The sequence below is a fragment of the Streptomyces plumbidurans genome, assembly GCF_019857225.1.
GTDB classification, from domain to species: Bacteria; Actinomycetota; Actinomycetes; order Streptomycetales; family Streptomycetaceae; genus Streptomyces; species Streptomyces plumbidurans.
Genome location: NZ_JAFJSY010000048.1, coordinates 39,813 through 58,259 on the forward strand (window position 1 = coordinate 39,813; position 18,447 = coordinate 58,259).

The 18,447-nt window shown below is 68.7% G+C and carries 15 protein-coding genes; 9 read left to right on the forward strand and 6 right to left on the reverse strand.

Features of this window, described 5'->3' with window-relative positions:
* Positions 1 to 78: 78 nt before the first annotated feature.
* Together JYK17_RS27060 and JYK17_RS27065 are read left to right on the forward strand one after the other, a co-directional pair.
* Positions 79 to 1,341: an MFS transporter gene (locus JYK17_RS27060; RefSeq protein WP_128802392.1), complete on the forward strand. Its 1,263-nt coding sequence runs from the start codon at positions 79 to 81 to the stop codon at positions 1,339 to 1,341.
* A 124-nt stretch (positions 1,342 to 1,465) separates the two neighbouring features.
* Entirely contained in the window at positions 1,466 to 1,966 is a 501-nt protein-coding gene (locus JYK17_RS27065; protein ID WP_222811361.1) for an LppU/SCO3897 family protein, read from the forward strand.
* Positions 1,967 to 2,097: 131 nt separating this feature from the next.
* Here JYK17_RS27065 and JYK17_RS27070 read toward each other — a convergent pair whose 3' ends face one another.
* Positions 2,098 to 3,564, reverse strand: coding sequence for a CCA tRNA nucleotidyltransferase (locus JYK17_RS27070; protein ID WP_222811362.1), 1,467 nt, complete (start codon positions 3,562 to 3,564; stop codon positions 2,098 to 2,100).
* A gap of 258 nt (positions 3,565 to 3,822) precedes the next feature.
* On the opposite strand from JYK17_RS27070, the gene JYK17_RS27075 reads away from it, so the two are divergent.
* From JYK17_RS27075 to trxA, 7 genes are all read left to right on the forward strand, one after another.
* The gene (locus JYK17_RS27075; protein ID WP_108010409.1) at positions 3,823 to 6,234 is read left to right on the forward strand and encodes a DUF6049 family protein; all 2,412 of its coding nucleotides are present in this window, start codon (positions 3,823 to 3,825) and stop codon (positions 6,232 to 6,234) included.
* 43 nt (positions 6,235 to 6,277) lie between these two features.
* Positions 6,278 to 8,548 (forward strand): murein biosynthesis integral membrane protein MurJ, encoded by a 2,271-nt coding sequence (murJ, locus tag JYK17_RS27080; RefSeq protein ID WP_222811363.1) that lies wholly within the window; start codon positions 6,278 to 6,280, stop codon positions 8,546 to 8,548.
* 138 nt (positions 8,549 to 8,686) lie between these two features.
* Complete coding sequence (locus JYK17_RS27085) at positions 8,687 to 10,405, forward strand: protein kinase family protein (RefSeq protein WP_222811364.1); 1,719 nt, start codon at positions 8,687 to 8,689, stop codon at positions 10,403 to 10,405.
* Between the two features lie 31 nt (positions 10,406 to 10,436).
* The gene (sigM, locus tag JYK17_RS27090; RefSeq protein ID WP_108010415.1) at positions 10,437 to 11,162 is read left to right on the forward strand and encodes an RNA polymerase sigma factor SigM; all 726 of its coding nucleotides are present in this window, start codon (positions 10,437 to 10,439) and stop codon (positions 11,160 to 11,162) included.
* Positions 11,159 to 12,070 carry an anti-sigma factor family protein gene (locus JYK17_RS27095; RefSeq protein WP_108010417.1) on the forward strand — a complete coding sequence of 304 codons (912 nt, stop codon included), beginning with the start codon at positions 11,159 to 11,161 and terminating at the stop codon, positions 12,068 to 12,070. The genes sigM and JYK17_RS27095 overlap by 4 nt, the downstream gene beginning before the upstream one ends.
* A 169-nt stretch (positions 12,071 to 12,239) precedes the next feature.
* Positions 12,240 to 13,208, forward strand: coding sequence for a thioredoxin-disulfide reductase (gene trxB, locus JYK17_RS27100; RefSeq protein ID WP_108010419.1), 969 nt, complete (start codon positions 12,240 to 12,242; stop codon positions 13,206 to 13,208).
* Positions 13,209 to 13,251: 43 nt separating this feature from the next.
* Positions 13,252 to 13,584: a thioredoxin gene (gene trxA, locus JYK17_RS27105; protein WP_016437036.1), complete on the forward strand. Its 333-nt coding sequence runs from the start codon at positions 13,252 to 13,254 to the stop codon at positions 13,582 to 13,584.
* Between the two features lie 95 nt (positions 13,585 to 13,679).
* Here trxA and JYK17_RS27110 read toward each other — a convergent pair whose 3' ends face one another.
* The 5 genes from JYK17_RS27110 to JYK17_RS27130 form a co-directional block, all read right to left on the reverse strand.
* On the reverse strand, positions 13,680 to 14,297 hold the full coding sequence (locus JYK17_RS27110; protein WP_222811365.1) for a GNAT family N-acetyltransferase: 618 nt from the start codon (positions 14,295 to 14,297) through the stop codon (positions 13,680 to 13,682).
* Positions 14,298 to 14,624: 327 nt separating this feature from the next.
* Positions 14,625 to 15,725, reverse strand: coding sequence for a ParB/RepB/Spo0J family partition protein (locus JYK17_RS27115; RefSeq protein WP_108010423.1), 1,101 nt, complete (start codon positions 15,723 to 15,725; stop codon positions 14,625 to 14,627).
* Positions 15,722 to 16,795 (reverse strand): AAA family ATPase, encoded by a 1,074-nt coding sequence (locus JYK17_RS27120; RefSeq protein WP_108010425.1) that lies wholly within the window; start codon positions 16,793 to 16,795, stop codon positions 15,722 to 15,724. The genes JYK17_RS27115 and JYK17_RS27120 overlap by 4 nt, the downstream gene beginning before the upstream one ends.
* A 298-nt stretch (positions 16,796 to 17,093) precedes the next feature.
* Complete coding sequence (gene rsmG, locus JYK17_RS27125; protein ID WP_108010427.1) at positions 17,094 to 17,810, reverse strand: 16S rRNA (guanine(527)-N(7))-methyltransferase RsmG; 717 nt, start codon at positions 17,808 to 17,810, stop codon at positions 17,094 to 17,096.
* Between the two features lie 114 nt (positions 17,811 to 17,924).
* Positions 17,925 to 18,437, reverse strand: coding sequence for a Jag family protein (locus tag JYK17_RS27130; RefSeq protein ID WP_222811366.1), 513 nt, complete (start codon positions 18,435 to 18,437; stop codon positions 17,925 to 17,927).
* Positions 18,438 to 18,447 lie beyond the last annotated feature (10 nt).

Below are 18,447 nucleotides of genomic sequence, written 5' to 3' on the forward strand. Positions count from 1 at the left end.
CTGAAAACGCTCCTGCCAGGGCTATGAGGGTCCCCGGGTCACCACCCGGGGACCCTCCCCGTATGTGAGGCTGTGCCCATGGCCGTCGTCCGTGACCTGCGCGCTCTTCTGCGCTTCGCGAACTTCCGGCGCCTGCTCGCCGTACGCCTGCTCTCCCAGGGTGCCGACGGCGTGTACCAGGTCGCGCTCGCCGCCTATGTCGTCTTCTCACCGGAGAAACAGACCTCGGCCGCCGCGATCGCCTCCGCCATGGCGGTCCTGCTGCTCCCGTACTCCCTTGTGGGCCCCTTCGCCGGCGTCCTCCTGGACCGCTGGCGCCGCCGCCAGGTCTTCCTCTACGGCAATCTGCTGCGCGCCCTGATGGCATCGGCAGCGGCCGTCCTGATCCTCGGTCATGTCCCGGACTGGCTCTTCTACCTCTCCGCGCTCTGCGTCACCGCCGTCAACCGCTTCGTCCTCGCGGGGCTGTCCGCAGCGCTGCCGCGGGTCGTGGACCACGAACGCCTCGTGATGGCCAACTCCCTCTCCCCGACCGCCGGAACGCTCGCCGCGAGCGCCGGCGGTGGCCTCGCGTTCGTCGTACGGCTGGTGGGGGCGGACTCCGACGCGGCCGTGGTGCTGCTCGGGGCGGTCCTGTACCTGTGCGCGGCGCTGGCGTCCCTGCGCTTCGCGCCCGGACAGCTGGGTCCGGAGCCCGAGTTGGTGCAGCCCCGCCTCTCAGCGGCACTCCGCGGCACCGCACACGACCTGGCGGCGGCTCTACGGCATCTCGCGGCCCCACGGCGTCGGGAGGCCGCGTGGGCGCTGGTGACGATGACCCTGATGCGCTTCTGCTACGGCGCCCTGCTGGTCATGCTGCTGATGCTCTGCCGGTACGCCTTCGCCTCGAACGCGGAGGACGGACTGCGGCTGCTGGGGCTCGCGTTGGGGACGTCGGCCGCCGGCTTCTTCGCGGCGGCCGCGATGACGCCCTGGGCGGCAGGGCGACTCGGCCCTGGCCGTTGGATAGTCATGTGCGCCGCGTCGGCCGCGGTCCTGGAGCTCGCGCTCGGCCTTTCGTTCGCCATCGGGCCCATGCTTGTCGCCACCTTCGTCCTGGGGCTCACGACGCAGGGCGCGAAGATCGCGACGGACACCCTCGTGCAGTCCTCCGTCAACGACGGCTTCCGTGGTCGGATCTTCTCCGTCTACGACGTCCTGTTCAACGTCGCCTTCGTCGGCGCCGCCGTGGTGGCCGCGCTGATGCTGCCGCCGGATGGCCGTTCCGTAACGCTGGTGGTCACAGTCGCCTTCATCTACGGGGCAGTTGCTGCCGCTATGGCCCGCTTTGAACGACGGTGAGTGTCACATCAAAGCCACAGAGTCCCCCTCAAGTGCGGGAGTGTCAGTGGACCCCTGTAATTTACGTGCGTCTTACGCGCCACTTATGTGCGCCGCTCACCAACTCATCTAGGGGGACCCCCAAGTGACGACTCCGCCTCCCCAGGGCCAGAACCCATTCGCGCAGGGCCAGCAGCCCTACGGCCAGCCCCAGGCGCAGGCCCCCTACCCGCCCCAGGGCGGCTACCCCCAGCAGCCGGGGCAGCCTGGGTTCCCCCCGCAGGGAGCGTCACCCTATGCGCCGGTTCCGCCGCAGCAGCCGAAGCGGAACATCAAGAAGTACCTGCGCATAGCCAGCATCGTTGTCGGCCTCATCGTCATCGCGGGCGGCTGGTACTTCAACCGCCCGGACGACACCAAGAAGCTGGCTGTCGGCGACTGCCTCACGAACAAGGGAACCGACAGCAAGCCGGAGATCGAGCAGCTGGACTGCAGCAACGCGAAGGCGGATTACAAGGTCCTCAAGAAGGACGGCAGCACGAGCGTGTCCCAGCTCGCGTGCCAATCGGTCACGGGGACGACCGCTGCCATCGAGTGGACCGAAGGCAGCGACTCCTTTGTCCTCTGCCTCGGAAGCAACAAGTAGGCACGAGCTGTCCGAGGGGCGGTGTTTCACGTGAAACACCGCCCCTCTTGCACGACCTGCCTCTGAAGCAGTGGATGAGGGCCAACGTCTACGGCAATGTTTCACGTGAAACATGACCCCGTTTCACAGCCTCAGCCCTGCTCGGCCCACCACTCCTTGAGCGCCGCCACCGCCGCGTCGTGCTCCATCGGGCCGTTTTCGAGGCGTAGTTCCAGCATTTGCTTGTAGGCGCGGCCGACGACCGGGCCGGGGCCGACTCCGAGGATCTCCATGATCTGGTTGCCGTCGAGGTCGGGGCGGATCGAGTCCAGCTCCTCCTGCTCCTGGAGTTGAGCGATGCGCTCCTCCAGGCCGTCGTACGCCCGTGAAAGGGCGGTCGCCTTGCGCTTGTTGCGGGTTGTGCAGTCCGAGCGGGTCAGCTTGTGGAGACGGTCGAGGAGGGGGCCGGCGTCGCGGACGTAGCGGCGGACCGCCGAATCCGTCCACTCTCCGGTGCCGTAGCCGTGGAACCTCAGGTGGAGTTCGACCAGACGCGAGACGTCCTTCACCAGATCGTTGGAGTACTTGAGCGCCGTCATGCGCTTCTTCGTCATCTTCGCGCCGACCACCTCGTGGTGGTGGAACGAGACCCGCCCGTCCTTCTCGAACCGCCGGGTGCGCGGCTTGCCGATGTCGTGCAGCAGTGCGGCCAGACGGAGGGTGAGGTCGGGGCCGTCCTCTTCCAGCGCGATCGCCTGTTCCAGAACGATCAGCGTGTGTTCGTAGACGTCCTTGTGCCGGTGATGCTCGTCGCTCTCCAGACGCAGCGCCGGCAGCTCGGGCAGCACGTAGTCGGCAAGACCGGTGTCGACGAGCAGCCTCAGACCCTTGCGCGGGTGCGCGGAAAGAATCAGCTTGTTGAGCTCCTCACGCACGCGCTCCGCCGAGACGATCTCGATCCGCCCGGCCATCTCCTTCATCGCCGCGACGACCTCGGGAGCCACCTCGAAATCGAGCTGCGCGGCGAACCGGGCCGCGCGCATCATCCGCAGCGGGTCGTCGGAGAAGGACGCCTCAGGCGTACCGGGGGTACGCAGCACGCGTGCCGCGATGTCGGCCCGTCCGTCGTGCGGGTCGATGAACTTCTTCTCCGGCAGCGCCAGTGCCATCGCGTTCATGGTGAAGTCGCGCCGGACGAGGTCTTCCTCGATCGAGTCGCCGTAGGACACCTCGGGCTTGCGCGAGGTCCGGTCGTAGGCCTCCGACCGGTAGGTCGTCACCTCGATCTGGAAGCTTCGCTCAGTGTCTCCGTCGCGGCCCACCTTCTGGGCCCCGACCGTGCCGAAGGCGATTCCGACCTCCCACACGGCGTCCGCCCACGGCCGGACGATCTTCAGGACGTCCTCGGGGCGGGCGTCGGTCGTGAAGTCGAGATCGTTGCCGAGCCGGCCGAGCAGCGCGTCCCTCACCGAGCCGCCGACGAGGGCGAGTGAGAACCCCGCCTCCTGGAACAGACGGGCAAGTTCGTCGGCGACAGGAGCGACGCGCAGTGACTCGCTGAGCACGCTGTGCTGCTCCTGGCTCGGGACGCTGAGGTGGGCTTCGTTGGCGTTCGGCACAACAGAAGAGGGTACGTGGCCCGGGCGAGCGCCAGCGCCCCCATTAAAAGTGGCTGAACATCTGCCTGGATACGCGTACAAGGCCTGCCCCTGACGCGTACCGTGGCGCTTCGCTTTATACGCACACATAAGGGACGACCGGGGCCGGTCCCCCGATCTTGTGGAGCGGTCCGCGGCACTTCCCCTCGGCGCACATCGTTACCATGCGTGGACGCACATTCCGACGACCACTGACGACGACGAGGGACGGGCGAGCGCGTGGCCGAGGCGGCAGACTTCCAGGGGACGACTCCCTCACCTGCCCGCCGCTGGCTGCGGCGCACCGGAGCACTGCTGGCCGGTGCGCCTCTGCTGGCCGGCCTCCTCCAGCTGCCCACCGCCGCCTCCGCGGAAGCGGCCGGTCAGACCTCGTTGAAAAACGCCTCCGGCGCGGGCTCGGTGGCCGTGGCCCTCGACACACTCAGCCCCAGCGCTCCCACGGACGGCGACACGGTGACCGTGTCGGGCACCGTGACCAACAACGGCAAGCAGACGGTCACCGGCGCCCACGTGGGACTGCGCCTGGGCCCCATGCTCACCACGCGCTCGGCCGTCGACGACACCGCCAGGAGCAGCGACAGCCTGCGGGGCACGACGGGCACGGAGGTCGGCGGCAAGTACGTCGAGAAGTTCTCCAAGCTCACTCCGGGGGTCGCCGAGCCCTTCAGCATCTCCGTACCGGTCGACAAGCTGGATCTGGGAAGCGACGGGATCTACCAGTTCGCCGTGTCTCTGTCCGGCCGTACGGCCGCGGAGCCCTGGGACCAGCTCCTCGGCATCCAGCGGACCTTCTTGCCCTGGCAGCCCGACGAGGCCGACACCAAGACGAAGACGACGTTCCTGTGGCCGCTCATCTCCACGGTCCACATGACTGCGGAGACGGGATCCAACGAGCAGCAGACGCCGGTCTTCCTCAACGACGACCTGGCCAAGGAGATCTCCCCCGGCGGCCGCCTCGACGAGATGCTGTCCCTGGGCAAGGATCTCGACGTCACCTGGGTGATCGACCCTGACCTGTTGGCGTCGGTGGACGCGATGACGAGCAGCTATCGCGTCCGGACCCAAGGCACCGCCACCACGGCGGGCACGCACCAGGCGGTCGCCAAGCAGTGGCTCGCCGAACTGCAGACGGCGGTGGCGGACAAGGAGGTCGTCGCCCTGCCCTTCGCCGACCCGGACCTGGCCTCCCTCGCGCACGACGGCACCACCGTCACCGGCTCGCTCAGCCATCTCAAGGAAGCCACCGACGTCGTCGCCAACACCGTGGAGCCGATCCTCCACAAGAAGCCGGTGACCGACTTCGCCTGGCCGGTGAACGGCGCCGTCGACCCCTCCATCGTCAAGGTCGCCACCTCCGCCGGCGCCGATCAGGTCATCGCGCGCAGCGACAGCCTCCAGGAGACCGGCGGCCTGCCCTACACGCCCTCAGCGGCCCGTCCGATCGGCGGCGGGACCACGGCCGTGGTCGCCGACGCCCGGCTGTCGACCTCGTTCCAGGGCGACCTCGCACGCGCGTCCACCGGCACACTCGCCGTGCAGCGGTTCCTCGCCCAGAGCCTCGCTCTCGACCTGCAGTCGGACAAGCAGCGCAGCGTCGTGATCGCCCCGCAGCGCATGCCGACCACACGCCAGGCCCAGGCGATGGCCACCGCGCTGACCTCCCTCGAGAACAGCGACTGGTCCGAGGCGCAGAACCTCACCGCCGCGGCGAAGACCAAGCCGGACCCGGGCGCCACGACGAAGGTCCCGTCGACCACCGCGTACCCCTCCTCGCTGCGCAGGCAGGAGCTGGGTCGCCAGGCCTTCGAAAAGATCGCGACCACCCAGGACAAGCTGGACAACTTCGCGGTGGTCCTCTCCGACGAGTCCCGGGTGGTGACCCCGTTCGGACGGGCGATGAACCGCGGGATGTCCACGTCGTGGCGCGGCCGCCCGACCGAGGCGAAGAGCTTCCGCACCAACGTGGACGACCACCTCAACGTCCTCGCGAGCCAGGTCAAGCTGATCGACAAGTCCGACACCAAGCTGTCCGGGCGCAGCGCCACGATCCCCGTGACCGTGCAGAACAACCTGGTGCAGGGCGTCGACCACCTGGTGCTGCGTCTCACCTCGACGAGCCCCACCCGTCTGCAGATCGGCGGCCACGCCTACGACGAGCAGCGCATCGCGGTCTCCGGCGGACACAGCCAGACCGTGAAGTTCACGACGTCGGCCAAGGCCAACGGCCAGGCGTCGGTGGTCGCCCAGCTCTACACCGAGGACGGCCAGGAATACGGCAAGCCCGTCACCTTCGACGTCAAGGTCACCGAGTTCACGGCCACGGTGATGCTGGTCATCGGCGGCGGCTTCCTCCTGCTCGTTCTCGCCGGCTTCCGCATGTACACACAGCGCAAGCGGGCGGCTGCCCGTGAGGACGAGGAGGACGGCCCCGACGAGTCCGGCGAGTCCGCTGGGGAGCCCGAGGAGCCTTCTGACGAGCCCGGGAACCCCGAGGGCCCCAGGGACCGTCTGGACGAGGAGTCCGGCACCGACGCCCGGACAGACGACTCCGAGCAGCCGAGTGACCCGACATCGGACACCGCATCCGAAAGCGCCGACCCGTCCGGCACGGGTGAGAGAGTGGACCGTTGAGGATGCGTGGCCGGTGGGCCAGGGACTATGAGGTGGGGTAACCATGAACGCGCCGTACGACGGTGACCGCGGCCGGCCCGCGGGCAGCTCGGGTTCCCCCGAGGGCGCGCCGCCCGAGCACGGCCAGGCGCAGCAGCAGCCCCCCGCCGACATGTACCTCCAGGACGCCTACGACCAGGACCCCTACCGGGCGCAGGACCTCTCCGCGCAGGACCCGGTCGCCGAGGCCCTCTACGACCGCGCCGCGCACCCTCCGCCGCCCCCGGGCACCTACCAGCCGCAGCAGCCGCTGTACGCCCAGCCCCAGCAGTCCCCGCACGCTCCCGACCCGCGCGTGTGGGCCCAGACCCCCGCGCCCGAGCCGGACGGACCGAGCCAGTACCTGCCCTACGGCGACGATCCCCGCCGAACCCAGTTCGTGGGCGTCGACGACCTGGTCACGCAGGCCGGCGAGGAGCGCCACGAACCGGATGCCTTCGCGCATCTCTTCCGGGACCAGCAGCAGGGCGGCGGATATCTGCCGTCGGGCGCCCCGTCGGTGCCCGGCCCCGCCGCGGCCCCGGGCGGACAGCCGCCCGCGCCGCAGTACCAGGCTCCCGCCGCCCCCACCCAGGCGGCCGACCAGACCATGAACCTCGGTGCCGTACCCGCCGCGGCCCCGGCGCCCGCCCCCGCGACGAAGGGCGGCAAGTCCGGCGGCCTGCTCAAGTCGAGCGCCGTGATGGCGGCGGGCACGCTGGTGTCCCGCCTCACCGGGTTCATCCGCTCCGCGCTGATCGTCTCCGCCCTCGGTGTCGGCCTGCTCGGTGACACCTTCCAGGTCGCCTACCAGCTGCCGACGATGATCTACATCCTCACCGTCGGCGGCGGCCTCAACTCCGTCTTCGTCCCGCAGCTGGTGCGTGCGATGAAGGAGGACGAGGACGGCGGCGAGGCCTACGCCAACCGGCTGCTGACCCTGGTCATGGTGGCACTGGGCGCTCTCACGGTGCTGGCGATCCTCGGGGCCCCATTGCTGATCCGCCTGCTGTCCGACTCCGTCGCCGGCGATCCGGCGGCCAACGAGGTCGGCGTCACCTTCGTCCGCTACTTCCTGCCCTCGATCTTCTTCATGGGCGTCCATGTGGTGATGGGTCAGGTCCTCAACGCCCGTGGGAAGTTCGGCGCGATGATGTGGACGCCGGTCCTGAACAACATCGTCATCATCGTGACGCTCGGCATGTTCATCTGGGTGTACGGAACCGCGGCCGACTCCGGTATGAAGGTCACCACCATCCCACCGGAGGGCCAGCGGCTCCTCGGCATCGGCGTGCTGCTCGGCCTGGTCGTCCAGGCGCTGGCGATGATCCCCTACCTGCGCGAGACCGGGTTCCGGCTGCGGCTGCGGTTCGACTGGAAGGGCCACGGCCTCGGCAAGGCGGCGACTCTCGCCAAGTGGACTGTTCTGTTCGTCCTCGCCAACCAGGCGGGCGCCATCGTCGTCTCGCAGCTGTCCACCTCGGCGGGCAAGCTCTCGCCTGTCGACGGCACCGGCTTCGCCGCCTACGCCAACGCGCAGCTGATCTGGGGCCTCCCGCAGGCCATCATCACCGTCTCCCTGATGGCCGCCCTGCTGCCGCGCATCTCGCGCTCGGCGGCCGATGGCGACAGCGGCGCCGTACGCGAAGACATCTCCCAGGGGCTGCGGACCACGGCCGTCGCCATCGTCCCGATCGCCTTCGGCTTCCTCGCCCTCGGCATCCCGATGTGCACGCTGATCTTCGGCACTTCGGGCACCAGCGAGGCCACGAACATGGGGTACATGCTGATGGCTTTCGCCCTCGGCCTGATCCCCTACTCCGTGCAGTACGTCGTCCTGCGCGCGTTCTACGCCTACGAGGACACCCGGACGCCCTTCTACAACACGGTCATCGTGGCCGCGGTCAACGCGGGCGCCTCGGTGGTGTGTTACTACGTGCTCCCGGCCCGCTGGGCCGTGGCCGGCATGGCCGCCTCGTACGGCCTCGCCTACGCGATCGGCGTCGGTGTCGCCTGGAACCGGCTGCGCAAGCGCCTCGGCGGCGACCTGGACGGCGCCCGTGTGCTGCGGACGTACGCACGGCTCGGCATCGCCTCCGTCCCGGCGGCGCTGCTGGCCGGTGCGGCCTGCTACGAGATCGGCCACACGCTCGGCCAGGGCGTCGTCGGATCGTTCGCCGCGCTGCTGGTCGGCGGGGCTGTTCTGCTCGGAATCTTCTTCGTTGCCGCTCGCAAGATGCGCATCGAGGAGCTGAACTCGCTGGTCGGCATGGTCCGCGGACGTCTGGGGCGCTGACGGGCGGGTAGGCGCACAACCATCGTCCGCCATCGTGTGTCGTGCATAGCGGCGGACTGTGGGCACAATTGGTTTCGGCGTCGGACGGCGCGCACGGAAGTCGGTCGGCGCGCGAGGATTGGGGAGGCAGGGACGACGGTGGCGGAACGGAGCACGGCTGCCGTCGACGTGGCAGACAACAGCGGTGACGAGCCGCTGACCGCGGAGGCGGACCAGTCCACGGCCGACGGGGTGGCCCAGAACCGGGAGCGGGACACGGAGAGCGACGAGGCACAGGGGAGCGGCGGGACCGAGAGTCCTGAGAAGGCCTCACCACCCGAGCTGCACAGCGGTCACAAGCTCGCCAGACGCTATCGGCTCGAGGAGTGCGTCACCCGTCTGGACGGATTCAGCAGCTGGCGTGCCGTCGACGAGAAGCTGCGCCGTGCCGTCGGTGTCCATCTGCTGCCCGCGGACCACACACGGGCCCGTTCGGTCCTGGCGGCGGCCCGATCCGCGGCACTGCTCGGCGACCCCCGCTTCGTCCAAGTGCTCGACGCCGTGGAGGAGAACGACCTCGTCTACGTCGTCCACGAGTGGCTGCCCGACGCCGTGGAGCTGACCGCCCTTCTCGCCGCCGGCCCGATGGAGCCGCACGACGCGTACCAGATGGTCAGTCAGGTCTCCTCCGCGATGGCCGCCGCGCACCGCGAGGGCCTGGCGCACCTTCGGCTGAACCCCAACGCCGTGCTGCGCACCTCCAGCGGCCAGTGGCGCATCCGTGGTCTCGCCGTCAACGCCGCGCTGCGCGGCATCAGTTCGGAAACCCCACAGCGCACCGACACGGAAGCCATCGGCGCGCTGCTGTATGCCGGACTGACCCAGCGCTGGCCGTACGAGGACGACGCCTACGGCCTGGCCGGGCTGCCCAAGGACGTCGGCCTGATCGCACCCGACCAGGTGCGGGCCCACGTCCACCGCGGGCTGTCCGAGCTGGCCATGCGCGCGCTCGTCAACGACGGGGCGACCGCCTCGCGTCACGAGCCCCCGTGCACGACGCCGGAGGAACTGGTGAAGGCGATCGGTGAGATGCCCCGCATCCGCCCGCCGGAGCCCTCGTTCACCGCACCGCCGGAATACCAGCGCACGACCTACCAGCAGGGCACATACGGCCGCCCGGCGCCACGTCCCGGCGCCACCCAGCCGGTGCCGACGCCCCCGGCGCCGCTGCAGAGCCGTACCGGCAAGGCCCTGAAGTGGGCCGTGTCGGCCCTCCTCATCGCGGCCCTGGGCCTGGGCAGCTGGCAGCTCGCGGACGCGCTGATGGACAAGGGCGGCAAGTCCGGCGACACCAGCAACACCCAGACCAATGACGGGCACGACAAGAACGGCAGCCAGTCGTCGCCGGTCAGGCCCCTCAGGATCACCGACGCGCAGGAGTACGCCGCCGAGGGTTCGCTGCAGGCACCCGGTGACGTCGGCAAGACCTATGACGGCAGCACCTCCACCTACTGGCGGACCAAGACCTACCAGGCCGGCCCCAAGCTCGCGCCGTACAAGCCGGGCGTAGGCATCGTCTACCAGCTCGGCTCGAACCAGACGATCTCGACGGCGACCATAGGGCTCCGATACGCCGGCAACCACACGACGGTCCATCTGTACGCCACCGACTCCCTGACTCCGTCGACTTCGGTGGACGGAATGAAGGAGATCGGAACCGCCACCACGAGCGGCACCTCTCTCACAGTGAAGGCCTCGAGCAAGCTCAAGACCCAGTACGTTCTGCTGTGGATCACGGACGTGCCACCGACACCCGGCGACGCATACAGCGGAGCGGGCTACAAGCAGGCCGTCACGGACGTGAAGTTCACCGGCTGACCAGAAACCGCATCCCGGGGGAGGGGGTCCGATGGCAGATGACACCGCATACGGCGACACCAGCGATCAGGACCTCCTGGCCCGCCATGTGGACGGCGACCCGGACGCCTTCGGTGAGCTCGTGCGGCGTCATCGCGACCGGCTCTGGGCGGTGGCCCTACGGACGCTGGGAGACCGCGAGGAGGCCGCTGACGCCGTCCAGGACGCACTGGTGTCGGCCTACCGGGCCGCCCACACCTTCCGGGGCCAGTCGGCCGTCACGACATGGCTGCACCGCATCACCGTGAACGCGTGTCTCGACCGTGCCCGCAAGGCCGCATCCCGGAAGACCTCCCCGGTGGACGACACCGAGCGGCTGGAGCAGCTGCTGGAGCCGCACGAGGAGGCATCGGCGCCGGCCGAGCGCAACGATCTGCACCGCCAGCTCCTGGAAGCACTCGGCACCCTCCCTCCGGACCAGCGGGCCGCTCTCGTCCTCGTCGACATGCAGGGGTATCCCGTCGCCGAGGCCGCGCATCTGCTCGATGTGCCGACCGGCACGGTCAAGAGCCGCTGCGCCCGGGGCAGAGCCAGACTGCTGCCGCTGCTCGCTCATCTACGGCCCGAGAAGGGCGACCAGAGAAAGGAACAGGGCGAAGCGCGGAACCGTACGCAGGGGACATCCGTCCCACCGGCAGCGGGTCCGCCGACCGACGGTCCACGCGATACCGGGCCGAGTGATTCAGCTGCAGTGAAGGGCGGAGGTGGGCGAGCGTGACATCCACGACGGACATGGCCGGGCACCCGGACGTCGCCGAAATCTCCGACCTCACCGAAGGACTGCTCGAACCGTCACGGACCGCCGACATACAACGGCACCTGGACGAGTGCGAGCTCTGCGCGGACGTCCACGCATCGCTGGAGGAGATCCGCGGACTGCTCGGCTCTGTGCCCGGTCCGACACGCATGCCGGCCGATGTCGCCGAACGCATCGACGCCGCCCTCGCGGCCGAGGCGCTGCTGAACGCGACGGCGCCCGACGACAGGGACGCCCCGGCTCTCGTCGGTTCCGCCCGTCCCGTGGCCGACACCGACGAAGGTGCGCATGTTTCACGTGAAACATCGCCGACGACGGATCGTCCCGCAGGCCGTGCCCGCTCCTCCACCACCGGGCCGGGCCGCAAGGAGCGCAAGAAGACCGGGCGTCGCAGGATCGCCGTCCTGGGCACCGTCTTCACGGTCGCCGCCCTGGGCCTCGGCTCGGTCCTGGTGGCGACGCTGAACGACGACAAGCCGCCCGCCGCAGAGGCCCAGAGGTCGACAGCGCCGGACACCTTCTCGGAGTCCAAGCTGCAGAGTCAGGTCGACGGCCTCCTCAAGAAGCAGGACACGCAGAGCGGCTCCCATGCACCGCACAGTCTCGGCGTGGACGGCGGAAGCAACCAGCCCAAGGTCTTCCGGCAGCCCACGGTCCCGGACTGTGTGAGTGAGGGCATCGGGCGTACGGACGCACCGCTCGCCACACAGCAAGGGACCTACAAGGGGACCAATGCTCTGCTGGTGGTCATGCCCGACGCCAACGCCGGCAGCCGGGTGATCGCCTACATCGTCGACGCGACGTGTGTGACGCACCCGTCGTCCGGCAAGGCGAAGGTGCTTCTGACGCACTCGTACAACCAGCCCTGAGCGCGCACGCTTGGCCTTCGTTCTGCGTGGTATCCCGTACCGTGTGGCGCCTCCGTGTGCCCGGACACAGTGGGAATGCGCGCCCCTTAGGATCCGTTGGGTGGGGTGAGAGTTCCGAAAGGGTCTCCCACCGGTCCGACGATGGAATCCAGAGACGAGGAATCAAGCCGTGAGCGACGTCCGTAACGTGATCATCATCGGCTCCGGGCCCGCCGGCTACACGGCGGCGCTCTACACCGCGCGCGCGTCGCTGAAGCCGCTGGTGTTCGAGGGCGCCGTCACCGCCGGTGGCGCGCTGATGAACACCACCGACGTGGAGAACTTCCCGGGCTTCCGGGACGGCATCATGGGCCCCGAGCTCATGGACAACATGCGTGCCCAGGCCGAGCGCTTCGGCGCCGAGCTCGTCCCGGACGACATCGTCTCCGTCGATCTGACCGGTGAGATCAAGACCGTCACCGACACCGCCGGCACCGTGCACAGGGCGAAGGCGGTCATCGTCACCACCGGCTCCCAGCACCGCAAGCTCGGTCTGCCGAACGAGGACGCGCTCTCCGGCCGCGGGGTCTCCTGGTGTGCCACCTGTGACGGCTTCTTCTTCAAGGACCAGGACATCGCCGTGATCGGCGGCGGTGACACGGCCATGGAGGAGGCGACCTTCCTCTCCCGCTTCGCCAAGTCCGTGACGATCGTCCACCGCCGGGACACCCTGCGCGCCTCCAAGGCGATGCAGGACCGCGCCTTCGCCGACCCGAAGATCAAGTTCGTGTGGGACAGCGAGGTCGCCGAGATCCAGGGCGACCCGAAGCTCTCCGGACTGAAGCTGCGCAACATCAAGACCGGCGAACTCTCGGACCTGGCGGTCACCGGCCTCTTCATCGCCATCGGCCACGACCCGCGCACCGAACTCTTCAAGGGCCAGCTGGACCTCGACGAGGAGGGCTACCTCAAGGTCGACGCCCCCTCCACCCGCACCAACGTGACGGGCGTCTTCGCCGCCGGTGATGTGGTCGACCACACCTACCGTCAGGCGATCACCGCGGCCGGCACCGGCTGCTCCTCCGCTCTCGACGCCGAGCGCTTCCTCGCCGCCCTCGCGGACGAGGAGCAGGCCGAGCCCGAGAAGACCTCTGTCTGACCTCCCTATCCGCCCCACGCACCAACCAGTTAAGGAGCCCGCCGTGGCCGGCACCCTGAAGAACGTGACCGACGACTCCTTCGAGCAGGACGTCCTCAAGAACGACAAGCCCGTGCTGGTGGACTTCTGGGCCGCCTGGTGCGGTCCCTGCCGCCAGATCGCACCGTCCCTCGAGGCGATCGCCTCCGAGTACGGCGACAAGATCGAGGTCGTCAAGCTCAACATCGACGAGAACCCGGGTACGGCCGCCAAGTACGGCGTCATGTCCATCCCGACGCTGAACGTCTACCAGGGTGGCGAGGTCGCCAAGACCATCGTCGGTGCCAAGCCGAAGGCCGCGATCGTCCGCGATCTCGAGGACTTCATCGCCGAGTAGTCGGACGCAGCCGTCGAACCGGCGGCGCATGTTTCACGTGAAACACGAATGGGCCAACCCCGAAGGGTTGGCCCGTTCGCTTGTCCGGGTGTTTCTCAGAGCGGCCTCAGCACCGGCTCCTTCTGCACCGCCCCCAGCAGACGGTCGAGCGCCATCTCCACGTCTTCCTTCCAGGAGAGGGTCGTTCTCAGCTCCAGCCTCAGCCGGGGATAAGCCGGATGCGGGCGAACCGTCTTGAAGCCCACGGCGAGCAGATGATCCGCGGGCAGGACACAGGCGGGCTCTTTCCACCGCGCGTCCCCGAAGGCCTCGATGGCCTTGAAGCCCCGACGCAGCAGATCCTTGGCGACCGTCTGGACCATGACCCGCCCCAGCCCCTGGCCCTGATAGCCGGGCATGATGAACGCGGTCATCAACTGCACCGCGTCCGGTGACACCGGGCTCGTGGGGAACGCCGTCGAGCGGGGCACATAGGCCGGAGGGGCGTAGAGCACGAAGCCCACCGGTACGTCATCGACATAGACGACGCGGCCGCAGGATCCCCAGTCCAGCAGGACCGCCGAGATCCACGCTTCCTTCTCCAGAGCCGGCGTGCCCGCCTCTATCGCGGCCTCACCGCTGACTGGGTCCAGCTCCCAGAAGACACACGACCGGCAACGGTTGGGGAGGTCCTGAAGGTTGTCCAGCGTGAGCGGTACGAGCCGACGCCCCATGAAGCCTGTTCCTCGCTTCCCTCGCCCGCGACACCGCGGGCGGCTGTCAGAGCGTTTCGTTCCCTGAGAAGACTGCCGACAAAGCCGCCGACTGCGCCCAACCCCAGGCCCGCGCTCACCAGTCCGGTGCGGCTCATCGTTCGCATGGCCCCTGCCTCCCTCTCAGAGGTACTGCCAGGTGGATGCGCCATACCCGATCGCATCGTATCCATCCAGCGATTCCATCGATACCGCCTGAAAGCAAAGAGCGGGCCGTGTTCCGGTACACACCGGACACGGCCCGCTCCACCGGCCGACTGGGCAGAACAGCCCCGCCGGCCACAGCCTCTAGTCCTCGGTCTCCTCGGACTCGCCGTCCAGAAGGCTCTTCTGCAGCACCGGTCCCTCGCCGGGAGCGAGGCTGCCGAGGATCCGCTCAAGGTCCTCCATGGAAGCGAACTCGACGGTGATCTTGCCCTTCTTCTGCCCCAGATCGACCTTCACCCGCGTCTCGAAACGGTCCGAGAGACGGGTCGCGAGGTCGGACAGCGCCGGGGAGACCCGGGCACCGGCCCGCGGACCCTTGGAGCGCTGAGTCGTCTGCGGTCGCGAACCCATCAGGGTCACGATCTCCTCGACGGCCCGCACCGACAGCCCCTCGGCGACAATTCGGTGGGCCAGCCTGTCCTGCTCCTCCGAGTCGTCGACGGAGAGCAGCGCCCTCGCATGGCCGGCGGAGAGGACCCCTGCGGCCACCCGCCGTTGGACCGAGGGCGAGAGCTTCAGCAGACGCAGGGTGTTGGAGACCTGCGGACGCGAGCGGCCGATGCGGTCGGCCAGCTGGTCGTGTGTGCAGTTGAAGTCCTTCAGCAGCTGGTCGTAGGCCGCGGCCTCTTCCAGCGGGTTCAGCTGCGCCCGGTGCAGGTTCTCCAGAAGGGCATCCAGGAGAAGCTTCTCGTCATCGGTGGCCCGGACGATCGCCGGGATCGCCTCCAGTCCGGCCTCGCGGCAGGCCCGCCAGCGCCGCTCGCCCATGATGAGCTCATAGCGGGCGGGACCCAACTGCCGCACCACGACCGGCTGGAGAAGACCGACCTCCTGGATGGAGGTGACCAGTTCCTGCAGCGCGTCCTCGTCGAAGACCTCACGGGGCTGGCGCGGGTTCGGCGTGATGGAGTCGAGGGGGATCTCCGCGAAGTGGGCGCCCATGGGAGCTGCGGGCGCGTCCGCGGGGTCGCCGAAGTACGAATCCTCGGTTTCACGTGAAACAGGCGGCAGCGTGGCCACCTTCGCCGCGGCCACCCCGCGTTCGTTCGTCAGCACCGGGACCGCCGACGGGGACGCAGACGAAGCGCCTCCCATCGCAGCCGGGGGCGGCGTCTTCTCTGTCGGTGCAGCAGGGATCAGTGCGCCGAGACCACGGCCCAACCCCCTCCGTCGCTCGCTCACTGCATTCCCTCCACCATGCTCGGGTCGCTCTGGGCGCCGATGTGGGCATGCGGCGCCTCGTAGCTCACGCCGACACCCTTCAACGCGATTTCTCGTGCCGCCTCAAGATAGGACAGCGCACCGCTCGAACCCGGATCGTAGGTCAGCACCGTCTGGCCATAGCTCGGCGCCTCGGAGATACGGACCGAGCGCGGGATGCTCGTCCGCAGCACCTCTTCACCGAAGTGGCTGCGCACCTCGTCCGCGACCTGGGAGGCGAGACGCGTCCGGCCGTCGTACATGGTGAGCAGGATCGTCGATACGTGCAGCGTGGGGTTGAGGTGCCCCCGCACCAGATCGACGTTCCGCAGCAGCTGCCCCAGGCCCTCCAGTGCGTAGTACTCGCACTGGATCGGGATGAGGACCTCCGCGCCTGCCACCAACGCGTTGACCGTCAGCAGGCCGAGCGAGGGAGGGCAGTCGATCAGGATGTAGTCCAGGGGTTGCTCGTAGGCCTGGATGGCCCGCTGCAGCCTGCTCTCGCGCGCCACCAGGGACACCAGCTCGATCTCCGCACCGGCGAGATCGATCGTGGCGGGGGCGCAGAAGAGACCCTCGACATCCGGCACCGGCTGGACGACTTCCGCGAGCGGTTTGCTCTCGACCAGAACGTCGTAGATGGACGGGACTTCGGCGTGATGGTCGATCCCCAGCGCGGTGGATGCGTTGCCCTGTGGGTCGAGGTCGATCACCAGGACTCGGCCGCCGTGCAGGGCAAGGGAGGCAGCAAGGTTGACGGTCGTCGTCGTCTTGCCGACGCCGCCCTTCTGGTTGGCGACCACCATGACGCGTGTGTGCTCGGGCCGTGGCAGGCCCTCGCCGGCTCGTCCCAGAGCCTCCACCGCCAGTTGGGCAGCACGACCGATCGGAGTGTCGTCCATCGGGGGCGGTGTTTCACGTGAAACATCCTCCCCGATCGACTCGGTACGGGGACCGGGGACCGGATCGGTCATCGGTCCCGCGATGTTGGCGTCGGACCGCAAGGATTCACTCTCCTCGACTTCAGGCTCGCAATGAACAGAGCCTCCCATGTCTTCGGGGTCGTGAACCAGTGAGGCCTGTTGTTCTGTGGAGAAATCCACCTCTGTGGAAATCTTCGTACCCCTCGCGGGGGGTCGAGCGGTGTGGGTGGGTGCCTCTTCGAGGGAGCCGAGAGGCTTGCGGTCGCGGGGTTCGGCCGCGGCGCGGCCGCGACTGATGATGCCGTGCAACAGTGAGCGACGTTTCACGTGAAACACGATGCACAGCAGCGGAGGCCGAACTGTCGCGACACTCCGGCGTGTGTAGGTTTGGCAGCTTGTGTGGAGTACGTCTCGTCGTCAGACGGCGTCAACGGCGACGGCGAGTCCGCCCCGTACGAGCGGCCTTGGCCTTCTTCGCAGCGAAGCGCACACCGCCGGGGCTCTCCCCGACCTCGACCCGCACCACCGTGGACAGAGGATCCACTACTCCCTCACCCACATGCAGGATGGATGTCTCCACCGCACCGAGCTTGCTCAGCGCCGTGGCCGCGCTCTTGAGCTCTTCCTCAGCCGTGTCCCCCTTGAGGGCGAGCATCTCTCCGTAGGGCCGCAGGAGAGGAATGCCCCATGCGGCCAATCGGTCCAGGGGCGCCACGGCCCGTGCCGTCACCACATGGACGGGCGGGACCTTGCCCATGACCTCCTCGGCCCGGCCGCGCACGACCGTCACATGGTCCAGGCCCAGCAGTTCCACGACCTCGGTGAGGAAGTTCGTCCGCCGCAGCAATGGCTCCAGCAGCGTGATCTTCAGGTCCTCCCGGACGAGCGCCAGAGGGATGCCCGGCAGCCCGGCGCCCGAACCGACGTCGCACACGGTCACCCCTTCGGGTACGACCTCGGACAGCACCGCGCAGTTCAGCATGTGCCGCTCCCACAGACGGGGAACCTCACGCGGGCCGATCAGCCCACGCTGGACACCCGCCTCAGCGAGCAGCTCCGCATAGCGGACGGCGTCCGCGTAGCGATCACCGAACACCTCACGCGCCTGCTCGGGCGCAGGGGGGAGTTCCGCTGCCTCCGTCACGGGGACCGTCCTTCCGTACCGCTTCGGCGCATCGCGCCGACCAACAGAACTATCAGGCTGACAAAGTTCGGCCCCGTCTGCGCAACAGACGGGGCCGGGGAACCTACGAACCGGTCAGGCGGGCAGCACGACGACGAAGCGCTGCGGCTCCTCGCCCTCGGACTCGCTGCGCAGACCAGCGGCCTTGACCGCGTCGTGCACGACCTTGCGCTCGAAGGGCGTCATCGGCTTCATCTTCACGGGCTCGCCCGTGTTCTTGACCTCCGCGGCGGCCTTGGCGCCCAGCTCGGAGAGCTCGGCACGCTTCCTGGCCCGGAAGCCCGCGATGTCCAGCATCAGCCGGCTGCGGTCGCCGGTCTCCCGGTTCACCGCCAGTCGCGTGAGCTCCTGGAGAGCCTCCAGCACCTCACCGTCACGGCCGACCAGCTTCTGCAGGTCTCGGCTGTTCGCGTCGCTGATGATCGACACAGCGGCGCGGTCGGCCTCGACGTCCATGTCGATGTCGCCGTCGAGATCGGCGATGTCCAGCAGACCCTCGAGGTAGTCCGCCGCGATCTCGCCCTCCTGCTCCAGGCGGGTCAGGGTGTCTGCACCCTCGGCAGCAGCGGAGGTGGTGCCTTCCGTCACGGGATGGGCT

What these genes read in the sequence shown, in the direction of transcription:
- sigM (WP_108010415.1), top strand. Translation starts at nt 10,437, where the DNA reads ATGGCAGATGACACCGCATACGGCGACACCAGCGATCAGGACCTCCTG.
- JYK17_RS27110 (WP_222811365.1), bottom strand. Translation starts at nt 14,297, where the DNA reads ATGGGGCGTCGGCTCGTACCGCTCACGCTGGACAACCTTCAGGACCTC.
- murJ (WP_222811363.1), top strand. Translation starts at nt 6,278, where the DNA reads ATGAACGCGCCGTACGACGGTGACCGCGGCCGGCCCGCGGGCAGCTCG.
- JYK17_RS27060 (WP_128802392.1), top strand. Translation starts at nt 79, where the DNA reads ATGGCCGTCGTCCGTGACCTGCGCGCTCTTCTGCGCTTCGCGAACTTC.
- JYK17_RS27120 (WP_108010425.1), bottom strand. Translation starts at nt 16,795, where the DNA reads ATGGGAGGCTCTGTTCATTGCGAGCCTGAAGTCGAGGAGAGTGAATCC.